General features: G+C 39.3%; 19 protein-coding genes and 1 tRNA gene. 13 read left to right on the top strand and 7 right to left on the bottom strand.

Translation table 11 applies throughout. The features are described from left to right. Nucleotides 1–5: 5 nt before the first annotated feature. The 8 genes from KSMBR1_RS11920 to KSMBR1_RS11885 all read left to right on the top strand — a co-directional run bounded on the left by KSMBR1_RS11920 (nucleotide 6) and on the right by KSMBR1_RS11885 (nucleotide 8,250). Nucleotides 6–194, top strand: a complete 189-nt coding sequence (locus tag KSMBR1_RS11920) for a hypothetical protein (RefSeq protein ID WP_099325530.1) — start codon at nucleotides 6–8, stop codon at nucleotides 192–194. 193 nt (nucleotides 195–387) lie between these two features. Next, a complete protein-coding gene (locus KSMBR1_RS11915) occupies nucleotides 388–1,170 on the top strand; it encodes a J domain-containing protein (protein ID WP_099325529.1) in 783 nt (260 codons plus the stop codon). A gap of 303 nt (nucleotides 1,171–1,473) precedes the next feature. Next, nucleotides 1,474–2,709, top strand: a complete 1,236-nt coding sequence (locus KSMBR1_RS11910) for an ABC transporter substrate-binding protein (protein WP_230405707.1) — start codon at nucleotides 1,474–1,476, stop codon at nucleotides 2,707–2,709. Between the two features lie 37 nt (nucleotides 2,710–2,746). After that, the gene (locus KSMBR1_RS11905) at nucleotides 2,747–3,568 is read left to right on the top strand and encodes a carbohydrate ABC transporter permease (protein ID WP_230405708.1); all 822 of its coding nucleotides are present in this window, start codon (nucleotides 2,747–2,749) and stop codon (nucleotides 3,566–3,568) included. Then, complete coding sequence (locus tag KSMBR1_RS11900; protein WP_099325526.1) at nucleotides 3,565–4,374, top strand: HAD-IIB family hydrolase; 810 nt, start codon at nucleotides 3,565–3,567, stop codon at nucleotides 4,372–4,374. Before KSMBR1_RS11905 ends, KSMBR1_RS11900 begins: the two co-directional genes overlap by 4 nt. Nucleotides 4,375–4,387: 13 nt before the next feature. Beyond that, a complete protein-coding gene (locus tag KSMBR1_RS11895) occupies nucleotides 4,388–5,605 on the top strand; it encodes a glycosyltransferase family protein (RefSeq protein WP_099325525.1) in 1,218 nt (405 codons plus the stop codon). A 115-nt stretch (nucleotides 5,606–5,720) separates the two neighbouring features. Further along, nucleotides 5,721–6,980, top strand: coding sequence for a glycosyltransferase (locus KSMBR1_RS11890; RefSeq protein ID WP_099325524.1), 1,260 nt, complete (start codon nucleotides 5,721–5,723; stop codon nucleotides 6,978–6,980). A gap of 220 nt (nucleotides 6,981–7,200) precedes the next feature. Then, nucleotides 7,201–8,250 (top strand): adenosine deaminase, encoded by a 1,050-nt coding sequence (locus KSMBR1_RS11885; protein WP_099325523.1) that lies wholly within the window; start codon nucleotides 7,201–7,203, stop codon nucleotides 8,248–8,250. 14 nt (nucleotides 8,251–8,264) lie between these two features. Here the strand turns inward: KSMBR1_RS11885 and KSMBR1_RS11880 are convergent, their stop codons facing one another. Together KSMBR1_RS11880 and hdh are read right to left on the bottom strand one after the other, a co-directional pair. Continuing rightward, the gene (locus KSMBR1_RS11880) at nucleotides 8,265–9,437 is read right to left on the bottom strand and encodes a tetratricopeptide repeat protein (protein WP_420886568.1); all 1,173 of its coding nucleotides are present in this window, start codon (nucleotides 9,435–9,437) and stop codon (nucleotides 8,265–8,267) included. 216 nt (nucleotides 9,438–9,653) lie between these two features. Continuing rightward, nucleotides 9,654–11,402, bottom strand: coding sequence for a hydrazine dehydrogenase (gene hdh, locus KSMBR1_RS11875; protein WP_099327045.1), 1,749 nt, complete (start codon nucleotides 11,400–11,402; stop codon nucleotides 9,654–9,656). Nucleotides 11,403–12,582: 1,180 nt separating this feature from the next. Here hdh and KSMBR1_RS11865 point away from each other — a divergent pair. Continuing rightward, nucleotides 12,583–13,353 carry a class I SAM-dependent methyltransferase gene (locus tag KSMBR1_RS11865; protein WP_099325520.1) on the top strand — a complete coding sequence of 257 codons (771 nt, stop codon included), beginning with the start codon at nucleotides 12,583–12,585 and terminating at the stop codon, nucleotides 13,351–13,353. Between the two features lie 157 nt (nucleotides 13,354–13,510). Here the strand turns inward: KSMBR1_RS11865 and KSMBR1_RS11860 are convergent, their stop codons facing one another. Next, the gene (locus KSMBR1_RS11860; RefSeq protein ID WP_099325519.1) at nucleotides 13,511–13,699 is read right to left on the bottom strand and encodes a hypothetical protein; all 189 of its coding nucleotides are present in this window, start codon (nucleotides 13,697–13,699) and stop codon (nucleotides 13,511–13,513) included. Nucleotides 13,700–13,732: 33 nt separating this feature from the next. After that, nucleotides 13,733–13,808: transfer RNA gene (locus KSMBR1_RS11855), tRNA-Ala, on the bottom strand. Between the two features lie 356 nt (nucleotides 13,809–14,164). Here KSMBR1_RS11855 and KSMBR1_RS11850 point away from each other — a divergent pair. Continuing rightward, on the top strand, nucleotides 14,165–14,926 hold the full coding sequence (locus KSMBR1_RS11850; protein ID WP_099325518.1) for a hypothetical protein: 762 nt from the start codon (nucleotides 14,165–14,167) through the stop codon (nucleotides 14,924–14,926). Then, on the top strand, nucleotides 14,901–15,464 hold the full coding sequence (locus tag KSMBR1_RS11845; protein ID WP_197705186.1) for a methylated-DNA--[protein]-cysteine S-methyltransferase: 564 nt from the start codon (nucleotides 14,901–14,903) through the stop codon (nucleotides 15,462–15,464). Before KSMBR1_RS11850 ends, KSMBR1_RS11845 begins: the two co-directional genes overlap by 26 nt. On the opposite strand, the gene speE is transcribed toward KSMBR1_RS11845, so the two are convergent. Both speE and speD read right to left on the bottom strand, forming a co-directional pair. After that, the gene (gene speE, locus KSMBR1_RS11840; RefSeq protein ID WP_099325517.1) at nucleotides 15,427–16,368 is read right to left on the bottom strand and encodes a polyamine aminopropyltransferase; all 942 of its coding nucleotides are present in this window, start codon (nucleotides 16,366–16,368) and stop codon (nucleotides 15,427–15,429) included. The two genes, KSMBR1_RS11845 and speE, sit on opposite strands and share 38 nt — an antisense overlap. Before the next feature lie 30 nt (nucleotides 16,369–16,398). Continuing rightward, a complete protein-coding gene (gene speD, locus KSMBR1_RS11835; protein WP_099325516.1) occupies nucleotides 16,399–16,788 on the bottom strand; it encodes an adenosylmethionine decarboxylase in 390 nt (129 codons plus the stop codon). Between the two features lie 357 nt (nucleotides 16,789–17,145). Between speD and murC the strand changes: the two genes are divergently transcribed. Further along, nucleotides 17,146–18,561 carry a UDP-N-acetylmuramate--L-alanine ligase gene (gene murC, locus KSMBR1_RS11830; protein WP_099325515.1) on the top strand — a complete coding sequence of 472 codons (1,416 nt, stop codon included), beginning with the start codon at nucleotides 17,146–17,148 and terminating at the stop codon, nucleotides 18,559–18,561. Between the two features lie 84 nt (nucleotides 18,562–18,645). Here the strand turns inward: murC and KSMBR1_RS21040 are convergent, their stop codons facing one another. Further along, nucleotides 18,646–18,816 (bottom strand): hypothetical protein, encoded by a 171-nt coding sequence (locus KSMBR1_RS21040; protein WP_157820557.1) that lies wholly within the window; start codon nucleotides 18,814–18,816, stop codon nucleotides 18,646–18,648. Between the two features lie 279 nt (nucleotides 18,817–19,095). Between KSMBR1_RS21040 and KSMBR1_RS11825 the strand changes: the two genes are divergently transcribed. Continuing rightward, entirely contained in the window at nucleotides 19,096–19,470 is a 375-nt protein-coding gene (locus KSMBR1_RS11825) for a succinate dehydrogenase/fumarate reductase transmembrane subunit (RefSeq protein ID WP_099325514.1), read from the top strand. Nucleotides 19,471–19,574 lie beyond the last annotated feature (104 nt).

The following is a 19,574-nucleotide window of genomic DNA, read 5'->3' as shown; positions in this document are numbered from 1 at the left end:
AGGACTTGCTGAAGGAGGAGAACATTATCATCTCGCTACCGACACTGTACAGAATAATTAACCGGTTAGAAGCCGAGGGGCAACAATTTCTGCCGCAAAAGAGGAATGGAAAAAACGACCGGAAGATAAAGGGATACGAAGCATATCTTTCCCTTCCGAAGCTCTGGAATAATTGTCGGACGTCAAAGGCATAATGCATAGCGCAGCAAGGCCGCAACCAAAAAGTAGAGACGCACGCGTTCCTGCAATTTAATAGTGCCTGGCCATATGAAGTAAAATGTTTTATGGCTTGACAAGGCAAAAAAATTCTTTTATTGTAACGACAAAATCCTGTATGTTTTTTATTTCCTGTATACCAAGCAGTGATAATATGATAAAGGGGAAATAATGCCAGATATTATATCCGGAACAAAACTTCTCAATGATTGCCGTTTGTTATTTGGCCCTGACATTGTAAATATCACCAGTTTCTTGCAAAACATGTTGCCTTCCGAACTCAGGATGGTTTACAGGAAGAAGGTGCTGGAAACCCACCCGGACAGGGCTAAAATGCTGGGAAGGTTAGAATCCGATATGATACAGCATTTTAAAGAGATAGTTCTGGCGTATGAAAGACTAAATCTTTTCATAAAGAGCCAAAGTGCGAACGTGCTTATCGCCGGAAACAAAACAACAAAACAAAGGGAGGATGTACAAAAGACCGTAAGGCATACGGCACATTCTAAAAAGCAAAACAATGTTACAGAATTTTTTTACAAAGGCAGCATTCCAAAGCGGAAACTACTGATTGGTCAATATATGTATTATTCAGGCGCTATTTCGTGGAGGACATTGCTATCCGCTATTTTTTGGCAGAGGAAGCAAAGACCGCTTATCGGGCAGCTTGCAAGAGATTGGAATATTTTAACGACTGAAGATATACGAAACATCTTGACAACAAGAAACCATCGTGAAAAATTCGCTGAATACGCATGCCGGAACGGTTTTATAACACATTTTCAGTATTTGGCACTTCTGGGAAGACAGCGGAGGCTTCAGCGTCCTTTCGGCGAATATTTCCTGCAACAAAATATTTTAAACGTAAAAGAATTGGATGAATTAGTTAAAAAACATAAAGCATGGAATCGGGAGGCGAGAGAGGTTGTTAGTCCTGCCGGGCATAGTAGGTAGTACCTCTGTGACATTTTATTCTTACGTTCTGCACGAAAACCGGCAGGATATTAACTCTGACAGGGTTGTTTCTTTCCAAAAAATTGCTGCAATTCTGAAATAAAAATGTCGCTGTAATGGTAATTTAAGGATAAAAACGCCTCTTTTCTCCAATAAACAAATGTTTAAATTTTCAAAATGTTGGAACGGACAAGTATCACCAAGAGAGAAGACCAAAGATAAAACTACTATGTCTATAGGTAAACACAGAGATTTCAGTTGAAATTCAATATAAGACTAATTGCCGTATTATCAGTATATTTTTTGTTAGGGACTTGGATTGTTTATACATTTTTAAAACAGGAAAAAACTGATGAAATTGTTTTTAGTGTTGGCGCAGGTACAAAAGAAATTTCCTTTATCAGAGAAATAATTGCTGCGTATGAAAAAGAAAATCATGGAATAAAAGTAAAATTAAATGCCCTTCCCTCCCCCTCAGATCAACAACACCACTATTATCTCTCCACTTTAGACGCCGGAACCAAGTATGTAGATGTTATGCGAATCGATACCATTTGGATCCCTGAGTTCGCATCAGCACATTGGATTGAGCCTCTGAATGCCTATATTAACAGCAAAGAACGAGGTGCGTTCATTCCTGTAACGGAAAAAACGAATGTTTACAATAATACCCTTTATGCAATTCCCTGGAATATTAATATAGGACTTCTCTATTATAGGAAAGATTTACTGGAAAAATATCATCTTCCTCTGCCTGTTGACTGGGATCAGTTTGTGGCAGTATGTGAAAAGATTTCAGGAAAGGAGGATGTTTACGGATATTTATGGCAGGGCAAGCAGTATGAGGGTTTGGTTTGCAATTTTATAGAATTTATTGGCAGTAACAATGGTCAAATAATTGATGATACCGGAAATACTGTGATAGATTCTGCACAAAACAAAACAGCCCTCCAGCTTATGCATGATTTAATCTGGAAATATAAAATCTCTCCACAAAATACTTATAGCGAGCTAATGGAGGAATCTTCAAGGCATTTGTTCCAACAGGGTAAGGGACTTTTTTTGCGGAATTGGACATATGTGTGGGATTTATGCCAGGAAGACATAACACTGAAAGACAAAGTAGGTGTTGCCCTGTTACCAAAGTTTCCCGATGGATCGTTTGCTTCCGTATGTGGAGGATGGCATCTGGCAATAAATGCAAACTCCGGGAAAAAAGCACAGGCATGGAAATTAATTGAATTTTTAACCTCCGCCAAAGTTCAGAAAAGACTGGCAGAAAATGTATCGTGGGCGCCCACGAGAAGTTCCTTGTATAAAGATGCGGAGTTGATTGAAAAATTGCCCTTCCTCCCAATAGTAGAACAGTCGCTTGAAAATATACAAATGCGGCCAAATGTCCCGTATTATCAATGGATTAGCGACGTCTTGCAGAAATATCTCAGCAAGGTATTATCCCGTCAAATGGAAATTCAGGAGGCATTGCAGATCATGCAGGATAAAATAGAAAGGATTAAGGATGATTTTGCAAAGGAATAGATTCCCCTATTTCTGCTTAATCCCAGGATTAGTATTAGTGGCGCTGTTTAGTCTATTCCCGTTCATTGATACGCTTGTGCTTTCTTTCAAAAACTCAAAAACAATACTGCCTGACGAAACATTTAATGGTTTTCATAATTACAAAGTTTTAGTATCGTATTCACGCTTTTGGCATGCTCTTTTTTTTACCCTTCTTTTCACCTTTGTTTCGATATCTCTTGAGGCAATAGTAGGTTTATGTTTTGGGCTTATGCTCAATCTTATTTCTGAAAAAAAAGGGTTTTTGAGAATTTTTATATTAATACCCTGGATAATACCGACTGTAGTAACGGCCAGAATGTGGCAATGGATGCTGGATTACAACCTTGGCATTTTGAATTATCTTTTAGGAATTATTGAAATTGGCAGAATTAATTGGCTCGGAAATTCATTTGTCGCTTTTTTATCCCTGGTGATGGCAGATGTCTGGAAGACGTCTCCGTTTGTAGCTATAATTGTATGGGCGGGCCTTTCTGCCATACCGCGTGAAATATACAAGGCTTCCATAATTGATGGGGCAAACAGTTGGCAGTCTTTCAGATACATAACGCTTCCATTAATACTACCCATATTGGGGGTGGCCGTTTTGTTCCGTGCAATTGACACCTTAAGGATATTTGATCTTGTTTATGTTTTGACAGGCGGCGGGCCAGGAGGAGCTACTGAAACGTTATCGGTATATTCTTACAGACTTTTCTTTTATAAAGGCGATTTCGGACAGGGAGCTGCAGCTTCTGTATTTATTTTGCTTCTGGTCGCAGGGTTCAGCTATTTTTACATGAAAAAGTCTTTTGGAAAGACGGAGACAAATCAACCATGAAGTATATCATAATAACTGATCTGGACGGAACGTTGTTAGACCATACCACCTATTCCTTCGAAAAGGCAAAAGAGGCCCTGGCGTTGGTTCGTGCGCGTAACATTCCTGTAGTAATCTGTACGAGTAAAACACAGGCCGAGATTGAGGTATATCGTGAAAAACTGGACAATAAAGACCCTTTTATCCCTGAAAATGGCGGTGCTATTATTATACCGGACGGATATTTCAAATCTGTCATTGATAAAAAAAACGGGAACTATAGCATAGTCAGGCTTGGAACCCCCTATAAGGAAATTGTAGCTGCATTACACAAGATAAGGGAATCTTGCGGTATTGCCATAACAGGTTTTTCCGATTTAACGCCCGGGAAAATTTCGGCTATTACGGGAATCGATATTTCTTCCGCGATACGAGCGAAACAGCGTCTTTATTCTGAACCAATTTTTATAGAAAGTGGTCATGAAAATATTAACAAAATCAAAAAAATATTTAATGCTTTGGGTTTTAATTTTATGGAAGGAGGACGTTTTCATCACATTTTTAGCTTAAATACCGACAAAGGGAAAGCAGTAAGAATGCTAATCAATATGTATTGCGATCATTATCATGATCAAATACGCACAATTGGCATTGGCGACAGCCATATAGATCTGCCTATGTTAGCCGCGGTAGATGTTCCCGTTATTGTCCGGAAAAAAACGGGAGATTATGATAAAAGGATTCAGCTTCCAAATCTTGTTTATGCCGATGGAATTGGCCCGGCAGGTTGGAATAGGGAGATATTAAGGATATTCGAAGACCTATAAAAAGAGGAAAAACATGGGAGATTTTTTTCAAAATGGTGAGATTACCACAATTCACAGGTTTGACACCACCACAATAGAAAAGATAGAGCATGGCATTGAAAAATATGCCTATTCACGGCCTGTTGCGCTTGTTTTGCCGGCGACGCCCGTTGAACTGAAAGGAACTGCTTTACGGGGAATCGTTGAACAGATTAAGGAGGTAAAGTATATAAGCCAGGTTGTTGTGACGCTTGGTCGGTTTAATGAAAGCGAATTTGCCGAAGCAAAACGATTTTTTTCGGTTCTCCCTCAGGAAACAAAATTAATCTGGAATGACGGAGAAAATATTCAAAATCTGTATAAGCTTTTAACGGACGAGAAGATATCTGCGGGCATTGACGGAAAGGGACGGTCAGCATGGCTCGCTTATGGATATGTGCTGGCGACAGAAAAATCAAAAGTAATTGCCTTGCATGATTGCGACATTACAAACTATAGCCGTGAACTTTTGGCACGATTATGCTATCCTGTGGTAAATCCCAATTTGGATTTTGAATTCTGCAAAGGATACTATCACCGTATTACCGATCGGATGCACGGCCGTGTCACAAGGTTATTTGTGACTCCTTTCATCAGGTCGTTGAAAAAAATAATAGGCAATAACGATTTCCTCGAATACCTCGACAGCTTTCGTTATCCGCTTGCAGGAGAATTTTCAATGGCAACCGACCTTGCACGTATTAACAGAATACCGGGAGATTGGGGACTGGAGGTGGGTGTTTTGGCTGAAGTTTACAGAAATTGTTCGATGAGAAGGATTTGCCAGGTTGATTTGTGTGAAACGTATGAACACAAACATCAACCGTTATCTGACGAAGACCCAACCACCGGGCTTACCAAAATGAGCATTGACATCGCTAAGTCCATTTACAAAAATCTGGCTAGTATGGGTGTTGTTTTTTCAGGTGAATGCTTCAGAACGCTGAGGGCTACATACCAAAGGGCAGGTCATGAATTCATTGAAAAATACAACCACGACTCTGCAATTAACGGGCTTGTTTTTGACCGTCATCAGGAAATGAATGCCGTTGACGCATTCGTCAAAAGTATTGGCATAGCAGGAGAACAATTTCTAAATGACCCATCGGGGATACCTTTTATTCCAAATTGGAACAGGATTATTTCTGCAATCCCCGATTTCTTTAATAAATTAATTGCTGCAGTAGAAGCTGATAATACAAAAACGCGTTAATCTGAAAAATATACCTTACATTTTCGGACATATGGAGTAGGGTAAAGATTGTGCATCGATACAGAGTAATTTTATAATTAACCGGGGATAAACAAAAAGAAGGGGGGGGATTTTCATGATCAATTTAAAAAAGAAGTACTCATCAGCCGTTCGTCAAAATGTACACATGTGGATAAGTAAAATGCAGGAGGTGGATATAATTGTCGGCATTCCTTGCTATAATTGTGAAGACACCATTTCGCATGTTGTGGCAGTATCCGCTGAAGGTTTAAAAAAATATTACCCCGATAAAAAATGCGCTGTATTTGTTTCCGATGGTGGTTCCCTTGACGATACACGAGAAAAGGCTTACTCCGCAACCATTCCTGACGGCATTGAGCGCCGCGTAACGATTTACCGGGGTACTCCTGGAAAGGGAACGGCATTCCGGGCAATTTTCGAGGTTGCCCAATTATTGAAGGCAGACGCCATCGTTGTTGTTGATGCTGATTTGAGGAGCATTACACCGGAATGGATTAAGATGCTTGCTGACCCCATTATAAACAAACAGGCAGGTTTTGTTGCCCCTTTATATCTTCGCCATAAATATGATGGCACCATTACAAACAACATTGTTTATCCGCTTACCCGTGCTTTATATGGCGCAAAAATCCGGCAGCCCATTGGCGGAGATTTTGGATTTTGCGGCGACCTGGCGGCATATTATGTAAACGAGGATGTGTGGGAGTCAGATGTTGCCCGTTTCGGAATAGACGTCTGGATGACTACTACTGCCCTTAATGAAGGGTTTAAAATCGTGCAGGCGCATTTGGGAACAAAGGTTCATAATGCAAAAGACCCGGCGGCGGACCTTGGCCCCATGTTTCAGCAGGTTATCAGTACTTTATATTATCTGATGAGTAAATATGAATCAAAGTGGAAACAAGCGGAAAAGACTGTGGATATAGAAACCGTTGGAATTACCGGCGAGGCGGCAAAGGTTGAGCCTGTATCGGTTAATTTTACAAAATTACTGGCAGAATTCAGCGATGGGTTTGAACAATTTGAACCCTTTTATGAACAGATACTTGATGCTGAGAATTTTAACCGTTTATATGATATTTCAATAGATTTCAACAAAACCGGAGAGATACATTTCCCTTCAGACCTTTGGGCAAGGATATTGTGCGACTTTGCCTTTACGTATAACCACTGGCAAAGGAACAGAAGGCGGCTTGTTGACATGTTAACGCCCCTCTATTTCGGACGAACAGCATCATATTGCCGTGAAGTGAAGGAAATGGATTCCACAGAAGCAGAAGACATCATAGAATTACAGGCAATGGAGTTTGAAAAACAAAAACCTTATTTGATAGAAAAATATAAAAAGGAATAGGTATTGGAATAGCTCCTGTTTTTGTTGACTACACACGACACCAAAACAGTAGTAAATTTTTGTCAATGTCTTGTAATACGCTGTTTCTTGCAATAATTACGTCTGCATTTAAAGCATCACCTTTTTCGGTAAGGACTCGAAAAAGGCATACATTTTTATTTACTAAATATTGGGGAAAAAAGATTCTTTCCCTCATAGTGGAGAGTTAATTCGAAAACGTATGAATGAATTTATTTGCGGTATGCCAAAGGCGGAGCTTCATGTTCATATAGAGGGCACATTAGAACCCCAACTTATGGTTGCCATTGCAGAGAGGAACAAAATAAAACTCCCGTATAAATCGGTAGAAGATGTGCGAAGGGCATATACATTTGAAGACCTCTCGTCTTTTTTGGAGATATATTACAGCGGTATCCAGGTGCTATTAACCGAACAGGATTTCTATGAAATAACATGGAACTATCTGAAAAAAGCATCCTCACAACATATACGGCATACAGAAATGTTTTTTGACCCGCAAGCGCACATAACAAGAGGTATATCGTTTGAGTCCGTATTTATAGGTATTTTAGGAGCCATGATGGATGGAGAAAAGAAACTTGGTATTTCTGCGAGGTTAATAATGTGTTTTCAACGCTGTATGAGTGTAGCGTCTGCAATGGAAGCACTGTTGTTATCTTTGCCCTATAGAGAATGGATTATTGGCGTTGGCCTGGATTCATACGAGGTTGGGTATCCTCCCAAAAAATTTGCTTCTGTTTTTGCAAGAGCCAGGCAGGAAGGATTTCTCACGGTTGCGCATGCAGGAGAAGAAGGCCCTTCTGAATACATCTGGCAGGCTTTACATTATTTGAAAGCATTGCGTATTGACCATGGAACTGCCTGCATACAAGATATGCAATTAGTGGCTCTGTTAAAGGCAGAGAGCATCCCTTTGACGGTGTGCCCCTTATCTAATATAAAATTACATATATTTGATTCTTTGAAGATGCATCCTTTAAAAAAGATGCTTGATATGGGGCTGCATGTCACCATCAATTCTGACGACCCCGCTTATTTTGGCGGATACATAAATGAAAACCTCCTTGCTGTCCAGGAAGCTTTGCGTTTAGATCATAACGATATTTACCGGCTCGCCAGGAATTCCTTTCAGGCAACATTCCAGACTGCAAAAGAGAAGATGACATTATTAAAAGAACTCGACTGTTTTATGCTGAAACACCAACCACACTTAACTGAAGAATCGTTCAATTATGCATTTGAACGATAACAGATGATGTCTATTTAATTCGTTTTCAATTCTAATTTTTGATCACGCACTTCTTCTTGCAAAGCAGGTACGGCAGTCGTGAATAATTCTTTTATTTCATCCTGATTATAAACGACAGCAGGGTCTTTCCCCGTTCTCCATTTTGTAATCATAGAATAAGACATATAGTCGCTATATGCCTTACTGTGATCCCCTTGCATACTATAAATTTGCGCCCTGTTGTAATAGGCGTCTTCATAAAGAGGGTCGATTTTCTTTGTAATCTTATCATACCATTCCATTGCCTTGTCCATCCGATCCATTCTATGATAAATCGTACCGATATTGTATGCGGCATTAGCATGTTTCGGATTTCTTCTCAATACTTCCCTGTTTTCTTCCAAGGCCTCGTCGTACCGCTGTTGTAATGCATAGACAATTGCCCTCTGATACCGGGCTTCTATGTTTTCCGGGTTTATTTCCATCGCTTTATTATAATGGACGAGGGCTTCTTCAAATTTTTTCTCTCTTAAACTCATTAAACCAAATACAACATAAACGTTGGAATATTTTGGATTGATTTCAAGAGTGGTATTTAGCTCTTTTATCGCCTCATCAATTTTACCCTGCCTATGCAATGCAATCGCAAGATTATAATGGGCGTTATCATAATTCTCGTCGATTTTAGTGGCATCGCTAAATATTTTTTCTGCATCTTCATATAAGCCCATATCCAAATAACCAACGCCGAGGTTAAACATTATATACGGGTTATTTGGATCAAGTGACAGCGCATGTTTATAATTTTCTATGGCATCGATATCTTGTTCTAATTTATGTAAAAAAAGGCCCAGTTCCACATGCGTTAACGGATTATCAGGTTCATTTTCAATTGCAATAATTCTTTTTTGGAATTCATCTGGCGGTGCGCCTATTTTATCAAAAGTTTCTGCTAGTTTTTTGTGCGCCTCAATAAAGCCCGGTTTTATATCAATAGCACTTCGAAAATCCTTAGCAGCATCTTCTAATTTCCCCAGCTTAAAGTAAACATCACCTCTGCCATAGTATGCTATTTCGGAAGACTTATCCGACTCAATAGCTTTCGTATATTCACTAAGTGCTTCTTCTAATTTATTTTCCTTTGCCAAAGTGTTTGCTCGCTCAATATGTTTCTCCCGTTTGCCACATGCAAATGAGATACAAACCATAGAGAGTAATAGTAACAGGTAAAAAAACTTTAACTTCATTGCCGGAATCTCCAACGAAAATAAAAAGTAGAATATTTGTCGCTTATGTTTAAGTATACGAAAGTATAGGTAAAATTTCTTGTATTTCAACTCATTTATAATAAAAAAGGAAGCTGTGCATTACTGCACAGCTTCCTTTCATAAACATCTTTTATACTAATGAAAAAAGTTACGTTATTAATGCTCTTTCATGGATCTTGCAGCTGGATCATGGCCAGATTCATGATGATGCGCACTGTGTGAACCAGCGGTAATGCCGAGTTCCTTGAGTTTTCTCTCAATGTACTCAACCTCTTCAGCAGGTGCATGATGTGTGTCTAACCAGCCTGGATCTGGACAAAGATCGAAGATCGTCTTGCCAGGGTGATTCTTTACGATATATGGCCCGGTCAACTGATCCAGCCATTCGCCTGTTTTCCAGAACTGCTCAGGCTGCCATGAAATACCAACCTTCTTTTCCAAAGCAGCAAGCCTTCTTGCACGTGAAGCATTCTGCTTTACGTTGACCAACCAACGATCCATACCGAATGAACCGTCTGAGTAGGTAGCATCATTCCAGGAGCCGTGCGCCATGCCCTTGTAAATGTATGTCTGGAAGTAACCAACACTTTCAAAACAAAGCCTCTCCACATCAGTACAGTTTGACATTCTAAACTCTCCGGATTCGCCGGTAGTTCCACCGTAAGCTTCTCCATCGTGGTAAGCCCCAATCTTCAAACTCCAGATGTGCTGACCTGACCAATCAGGACAAAGATCCTTTGGCATGGGGTCTAGTACACCGTCAATAAGAAGATCTTCCGCTACCTTGAATGTTTCACGATACTTCAAACTAGCGTCTTTAACAGACTCGTCCATCGCCTGCAAATTCTCGCGGGCGAATCTTGGTGAATGACAGTCGTCACAGATAGATACCCAACGGTCTCTCTTTTCCTTCCAGAGTGGTGCACCACGATCAGCCATCGACATACCCATACTGGTATATACGATACTTGCTCTCTGCACGTTATGATGCCCGCCCCTCATGTGACAGTACTGGCAGGTAGGACCAACGTAATCAGCATCAGAAAGCTTCTTTGAGAAGTCAAACTGTTCCGTATCCCACTTGTTAACCTGATATACTGTACCATGAAGACCTATATCATAAGCTTCCCAATCCCTGTGATCTTTACCCCAGTGACAGGTCTTGCATTGCTCAGAGCGTCTTGCAACTGCCGGATCAAACTGATGCCTCTGGTGGCAAGTGCTGCACCTTTCTTCAGGGCTGGTATGGCAGAAAGTACAACCCGCTGTATCTCCGGGTGGCCTTTCAATTGACCATGCACACTCAACCTGAGCGAAACTGGAACAAGATGCGTGGGAACCAATTCCTCCCTGCCCTTGCTCATTGTACTGCGTTTCGTGACATTCCGCTGTCCCGCAAGCCTTTGATGAAGGCATAGTTAACTTCTGATGGTTGTTGCCGTGGCAGGTATCACAACCAGTTGGTGCCGGCTCTGCCTTTGAATGAGCACTCTTATTATAATCCCTTACAATGCCGGGAGTCATAACTGAGTGACAAGCAACACACTGCTCCAGCTTAAATGTGCCCTTAATCGGGTTTGAAGGCCTTACCTCATCCCTGTTGTACATATAATCCGGGATGTAATAACGGTACGCAGGCAATGTCTTCCAAAACTTGCTGTATTTTCCCGGGTATGGCGACCTCTGTGCATCTTTTGGGTAACCCATATATTTTGCTTTCAAACCAGAGAAAAATACCTTACCACTATTATCAGGCTCCCCAGGCATACCATAAACTTCGTGTGGTACCCAGTGAGTGATAATTTCTACAGCCTTAGCTTCTTTCACCATAAGGCTTGAAACAGTACCTATAACGCCACAACCAATCAACGCTGATGCCAATGTAACTTTCAAAAATTTACGCATGATACTTTTTATCTTCCTCCTTTCTCGCATTTCTCTCATACCACAATCACGTTTGATTGCGGAACAATAAACATACTTCACCACCTTGGAACCCCTCAAACCACCCCCTTTCCGAAACACTAAACCTAAACTGTTAAACGCTATCTCTAAAATTAACTGTAGACTGAACTTCCTTACCATCGTTTTTTTCGGACAGATTATTATACTTAATCTGCTTTTCAAGTCAATACAAAAAGCGAATAATTTTTACTCTTTGAATTTTGCCGACGGATGTCTGATTGCAAAAATAATTGATAGTGCCTGCACATCAGAATATAGCCTAAACACCCTGCTTTACCTTGTGCAAATTATGATTGTCAATTTGCACAATTACGCGCTGACAACAACTATTTCTGAGGCAAGGCCTCAAAATTTTTCTTTTTTTGAGTTTAAGACTGAATTCCAGGTCCATTTGAAAATTGCCCATAATTTTTGCAACAACCTATTGCAAAAGATTGAACAAAAGGCAAGCAACATCTATGCCGTCTTTATTTTTATGTTTATTAGTTTATAACCTATTGGTGAATAACGGCATACGGATTTTCTTAAATTAATATCACTTACGGAGATAGACGCGAAACGGTCACCGGATATCTATCTTATAGCAATGCAAGTATAATAAACAATGCGACAGCAACATGTTAAACCATGTCTATATATGGTCATTGTCCGGCGGAAGTCGGTCATATCGATATATTCTTCATTCGTTAAAATTTAAAAACCATGTACCATTTTAATTTTTTGAAAAATCATTCCATGTGCAAGCTCCATGCTGCCGCATGGGGGGGGAAATAATAAAATCTGCTTTAGCAGGAAATTAAGCCGATGCACTTCGCCACATGGGAGGGTAAAATCCACATTGACATGTTTCCAAGAGTTGGAGAAATGCGCGAAAGAGCCTGATGATAAGTGATGCGAAAGCAGCAAGCAGTAAGCAGTAGTGATAACAGAAATAGATTTTTGCTTTATCGTTATCCTGATTTATGATAAGAAAACAACTTGCTGTCTTTCGTTTCTCAACTTAATTTTTTGTCACTTTTTATAAAAATCAGGGATTCTTTATCTATAATCTATATCTATATCTATCTTAATACGATGAAATTTTGAGAGGATACGAAAAGGATTCTTTGAAAGGGGAAAAATGCCTTACGAAGCTATAAACAAGAGATGTTATGAAAAGAAACGCACGGTGCTAGAGTATGCCCTTACAGCATTGCAAATAGCCGAAGTAATGATTTTTATAAAATACAAGGAATATATTGCCGACAGACAGGTACTTGATATCGGATGTGGCGCCGGAAGGACAACTTTACCGCTGGCGAAATTAAGCAAGCATTACATTGGGATGGATTTTTCTCTTGATATGATAGCACTCTGCAAGGAAAAATTCGCCAATACAACTTTTCTCCATCATGACGTCAGAAATATGAAAATTTTTGAGGATGACACGTTTGATTTTGTATTATTTTCATATAATGGATTAGATTCTATGGGCAATAATAACCGGCTAAAAACCTTAAAGGAAATTCATAGAATACTAAAAAAAGATGGGGTATTTGTGTTTTCTTCTCATAATAGAAATTACCGCCTTGAAAATTCCTTTCCCAGGATGTCTTTTGCACCCTGCCCATACGTTCAGGCAAAACTCTTTGCAAAATATTTTAGCTCAGTGATTAATTTTTTAAAAAATAAAAGGCGGGAACAGTTTAACGAAACATACGCAATTATTAATGATAAGGCACATAGTTATGCTTTATTAACTTACTATATAAATAAAAATAATCAACTATTACAAAACAAAGATATTGGACTAGAAACGGTGGAAATGTACGATATCTTTGGCAATACATTACATCCTGGCGATAGCGATAACCATAGCGCGTGGATTTATTATGTTACAAAAAAAACTTGAAACCACTGGGAATACGGTATTAATCACAATCAGGACTACTTTCATGCCTCGTTGTGACCTCTGCCCTTGATGGCTAAAATGGAAACGAGAGATGAAATAATTTAAACCGGCTATAAAACAAGCGATGTTTTAAAAACCTCACCTGCTTTAGAACCAATTAGTGTTCCTGTATGACAAAATTGGCGCCATCATTCTTTGAGGGGATGTATTCACCGATAGGGCAAAGAGTCTTGCTCTCTTTTTCACATCGTATAAGAATCTTCCACAACGCCTCAAGGCTCTCTTTTTCATGTTCCGTTTCCGGAGTCATCTTTATTCTTGACGGGCTTTCAATAGAAATTTTCATGCAATCGCTCCTTGTAGTGATGATTATATAAAATGGTGGAGACAAGGGGATTCGAACCCCTGACCTTCTCATTGCGAACGAGACGCTCTCCCAACTGAGCTATGCCCCCGCCCCTATTTCAATACAGCTTAAAAGAAGGTATATTTTTTCTCAATATAACAATCTCTTGATTCAATTTCACTATTTTTTTGATAATTTTAAACATTATACATTATACATTATACATTTTTTCACCTCAGTTACTTATATTGATTTCTTTTTTGGATTGACATAGAACAAAAGCTCTGATACTCTATGCCGCAAATAATATCGAAATTCACCTGTGCCCACTATCAACGTCGGTAAGTTTGTGAAAAGCCGTGAGATGACAATGTAGAGCAAGGTGTGAAGAATGCTGTTGAAGATCATGATTTTTGACTGGCATTGTTATCCTTATCGTCTAAAACGGTTTCGTAAAAGTGCACTATGATATATTTCTCACTTGCAATAGGCATTATTTTGGTACTATTCCTAAGTTTTGCCACGAATGAGCTATGGGTTAAATATATCAATAACAAGTTTCTTAAAGGATTTCTCCTACCCGGAGCTATTGTTCACGAACTTAGCCATGCTCTTTTATGTCTTATTACGGGAACCACCATCAGCGAACTTAATTTGTTTCGAACGGATAACACGGGGATAAAGTATGATAAACCAAAGATCCCCTTTGTTTTCGACTTTATTATCACATCTGCGCCTCTTTTTGGCTGTGCGTTTTCCATCTTATTAATATCAGGTATTCTGTCCAATCCCATTCGCGTAAACAATGCATTTCCCGAAAAAATTCCTCTTTCATTTAATGGACTTTTCAATTTAATCCGGTATTTGCTTGATTCGGTATGGATTACTTTTCATTCTTTTCGCAGCCAGTTTCATATAGAAGAAGTGCGGCATGTACTGTTCCTTTTTGCTATTATTGTATTTACCGTATCAATGTCCCCGCATAAACAGGATTTTAAATATCTGATACCCGGATTCGCCATCCTTTTTGCTATACTCTTCTTTCTTGAAAAATTTGGTGTATCTTTGCTAAAAAATTCATGGTGGAGTTATTTTATAAAAGAGCTGTGGACAATAACCACGCTCTCCATTTCCGTACTTGCGACACTACTTTTTTTTACTTTAATCATTATGGGATTTATAAAAGGGTACCGGTTGACGTTTGGACAAAAAGGGTCGAACAAATAATTATAAAGAGATTCATTTTAGCACATTCCCCACCCCCCTTGGATATGTGTACATAGCAAAAACAAAAAAAGGTATCTGCAGAATAGCATTTCCGCTCACCTCAGGGGATGATTTGCCCCTCCATGACCAATGTGCAATCTATACAAGACTTCACGAAAATGATGCTTTCCTGAAACACGAAATCGCTGTTTTAAAAAAATATTTTGAAGGGAAAAAGGTTGTATTTGATTTTTCGCTTGATTTAAGCATCGGAACTCTTTTCCAGAGGAAGGTATGGGACAAACTGCGGGAAATCCCTTACGGTGAATGCCGTTCCTATAAATGGGTGGCAGAACAGATTGGTAATCCTAAGGCAGCGCGGGCAGTAGGGATGGCAAACAATAAAAACCCTTTGCCGCCCGTCATTCCCTGCCACAGGGTTATAGGGGTAAATGGCAAATTAACGGGATATGCAACGGGGATTCACGTCAAGCAATGGTTGCTGGAAATGGAACAAGGCGCTAAATCTTTTCCGATGAAACGCCGGGGTATTGTTTAATGAGAGGTGCATTGTCACGTATGATGTGTTTGCTTTTCTTTAACTCTTCACGCAAATATTTTGGCAAGTTGAAAAGCGAATGATGGGTAATGCTGTCATAATAGCGCAATGCTGAATTAACCCGATTCCCGATTCTGAAATCGATTTCTTCTCCGGTGATGTCTAAATCCCCCAGATTGTGCGTTGCTATGGTAAAACCCCACAGACATGCATACGACGGTATGTAGGTGGTGTATGGAAATACGTGCGGGAATACATCGTTTAGCGTATGGAATATACCGGAAAACAGGTCATTATCCGTAACAGAAACCGCGCCGGACTGAACAACAACAATGCCGTCCTTCTTTAGCCTGCCTGCGGCGATCTGATAAAATTCCCTCGTAAAAAGCATGGCAGAAGGGCTGCCGCCAACAGGGTCATTTACATCAATAATAATAACATCAAACTGTTGATCTGTATTCTCCAGATATTTCCTCCCGTCTTCAATAACAAGCGAGGTTCGTTCATCATCAAAAGCCCCTTCATGAAATGAGGGGAGGCTTTTTTTCGCACACGAGATTACCTCGTCATTGATGTCAACCATTACCGCCTTTTTTACCGATTTATGGCGAAGCGTTTCTCTCAGGGTTGCGCCCTCGCCTCCGCCAATAATAAGGACGCTTTGCGCCTCCGGATGCATTATAAGGGAAGGTTGCACCAGGGATTCATGATACACATACTCATCTGACTCAGCCGACTGGAATTCATTGTCAAGTATAAGGCATTTGCCAAAGCTATAAGTATCAACAACAATTATTTTTTGATGTTTTGATTCTGCCTCGTACACAATGTTTTTGAATGCCAGTTTGTGAAGTTCATAGTCGCTGAAATAATCATCTATCCAGTTTAAGGGTAATTTTTCCATGGTTATTTTTGTAATAAAGATTGATATTGATCAAGGGTATATTGACGGCAAACTGTTTTCGGCTTCATGGAGAAGAAAATCGCCTCTTCTTAATTCCATAGTAAAGGTTTCTTTTGCATGAAATGCTTGTGAAATGTACGAGGCCGCGTTATGAGGATTCATAGTGCTCCCGCACAAAAAAATATCCACCGCTGCATATTCGTGCTCCGGCCATGTGTGAATTGATATGTGTGATTCAGCCAGAATAGCAACTCCGGTAATACCATAAGGGCTAAAATGATGGCATATCACGTCGACCAATGTTGCATTCGAAATCTCGGTTGCCTTTTCAAGGATGTTTTTCACTGAGGAGACATTGTTAATAATGTCTCTGCAGCAACCCTTCATTTCCAGAATAATATGTTTCCCCAATAGAGCCAACGGTCACATCTCCTTTCCCTGTATGATTTTTGCAGGCATGGTGGTTTATTGTTTGCATAAACGGCTTTTAAAAATAGTTTACAAAAACGGTATTTTCAGGAAAAGGCTCTTTGGTTTTGGTATAAATTATTTGTACTTTTGCTATCCTGTTTTCCCCATTTTATCATCAACTATGTCAGGATACACCCCGATTAGACAATGTTTAAGCGTTAAGTGAAATGCAGGAAAATCTGTAAAAAGTTCTATTTTAAATGGATACATTTCCGTTGTCAAGAAACGAATATAAAGCAAAAAGACCTCTTTACAAAATAAATATTTTGACTATCAAAACATTGCAAGATATATTCTAATGCGCCCATGAAACATCCATTAAAGAAAAATCCTATCGAAAATCCTTGCTACTACCACTTAGTTGGTATTGGCGGCATTGGAATGAGTGCTATAGCACAGGTATTGAAAGAAATGGGACACCATGTCAGCGGCTCTGACAGGAATTTTGATAATCAAATTGCAGGTAATATATTTTCAAAACTCTCTTCCCTTGGCATCAACCTGACCCCCCAGGATGGTTCAGGCATTAAAGAGACAACGGATGTTGTAATTGTTTCTTCCGCAATAGAGGAGCAAAATCCGGATATTAAGAAGGCGCTTTCCCTCAATAAAAAAATTACAACACGCTCGAACATTCTTGCTGAAATGTTTAATACTAAATTTGGAATTGCCGTTGGAGGAACAAACGGTAAAACCACCGTCAGCAGTATGGTGGGCTATGTGCTCGACCATGCGGGAATGTCTCCCACAATAATCGTGGGCGGGTGTATTAAAAATTATCTTACTCCTGACTTTCCTGGCAATGCAAAGGTAGGCGATTCTGATATTGTTGCTATTGAGGCGGATGAAAGCGACGGGAGTATCGTCAATTACACACCAAAAATCTCCATCATTACAAATATGTCAAAAGACCACAAACCAATTGAAAGCATCTCAAAATTGTTTGAAACATTTTCTCAAAATACCCGGGATTTGCTTATTATTAATGATGATTGTCCGGAACTAAAAAAAATACCTTTCAGACACAAGAATACCATAACGTTTGGCTTAAGAAAATCCGCAGACATTTATGCTTCCAACATAATAAACAGACCATGCCTCTCGACATTTGACATTAATGGACAATCATTTGAATTAAAACTGCCTGGAATTCATAACGTATCAAATGCATTGGCTGCAATTTCCGTAGCAAGGCATATGAACATAAAGGATAATGAAATTGCCGCCGCATTGTATGAGTATAAAGGCGTACAGCGGCGGATGGATAATATCGGGGAATACAATGGCATAAAAGTGATAGACGATTTCGCCCATAATCCTGAAAAAATCGCAGCGGCAATACGCGCAGTAAAAATTGGAGGGAACAGGGTAATTGCAGTTTTTCAGCCACATGGATTCTTTCCCGCTCGTTTTATGAGAGAGGAACTGATAAATGCATTTATACAATCACTTTCCCCTGAAGATGTACTTTTTATGCCTGAAATCTATTATATTGGCGGTTCTGTCAGCAAAGAGATTTCCTCTGCAGACCTTATCCGTGAAATAGGGAAAAGCGGCAGAAATGCATTCTTTGTAGAAAAAAGAGGGGATATTATACCGGAGATAGTAAGAACAGTAGAAAAGGGGGACTGTATATTGGTAATGGGCGCAAGGGATAACACCTTGACCGACTTCTGTCACGAGATCTTGCATACACTTCAGAAAAGTATGCCGTATTGCTGAAAAGTATCTTTTTGAAGGAAAATATTTTAGTGCAAGGCTAACGTTTATCTGCCCAATATCTACTATACAAAATTAATTTGTACCTCAAAGATTGAGTGTGTTTCGATTATGATGAGTGGGCATTTTTTTTAGCAAGGCAAAAATATGTAAAGAATTAACTACATATTCCAAATCTTTTTGAATTGATGGATTTAACTTAACTGAAACTTCTCTAAAACTCCCCTTACTTGCAAAACGTAATATTCTGTTTTTCATAATGGATGACTCCGGTATATTCTATAAAATTAAAGCATGGTTTTTGTAGTATTGTTTAATTTGTTAAATGCGCAACGTACATGCCAAATAAGGCACACATATGATTCTTTGGCAAGAGAATGTAGTTAACCATCCAATAATACAATGGTTATGTCATAAGCTCATCTCGTTTATCCGTGTTTATAAAACGTTACTTTTTAAACTGTGTATATAAATACGACTTATTCTTCGTTTAAGAAAAATTACATACCTTTTGCTTTATCAGGAATATTAGTTTAAATGAATACGGAAAATAAGGGCTTTTTATCATGGTTTTTACAAAGGGTCACTGCCTTGTTGCTGGTATTGGGCATATCGGTGCATTTCTTTTTATTTCATTTTAGTCCGAGTCGTTATACTTCCCGCTACTATGATGAGATTGTCAATCGCTTTTGTTCTCCTGGGTGGATTGCCTTTAACATTTGTTTGCTTGCATTGGTAATCTTCCATGGTTTGAATGGAATCTGGGGGATTTTTGCAGATTACAACTTTAAAAGGAGGTCTGGTGGTCTATTCAAACAAGCCTTATGGTTTATGGGAATGGTTTTATTTGGCACAGGAGTGTATATACTTATTTGGTTTGCTAAAATAAAAGCTGAGGGATTAGTACCTTAGCAGTAATTTCTTTGCATTTTTTGACAAAATATTAAGGGTCACTTCTGCAGTCGGCAGATTGCAGATTGAGGACTGTTTTCGTGCTTGTCTTGTTTGTCTCTGGC

The organism is Candidatus Kuenenia stuttgartiensis, from assembly GCF_900232105.1.
Lineage (GTDB): Bacteria > Planctomycetota > Brocadiia > Brocadiales > Brocadiaceae > Kuenenia > Kuenenia stuttgartiensis_A.
This window is presented reverse-complemented; position numbering and strand designations above follow the sequence as displayed.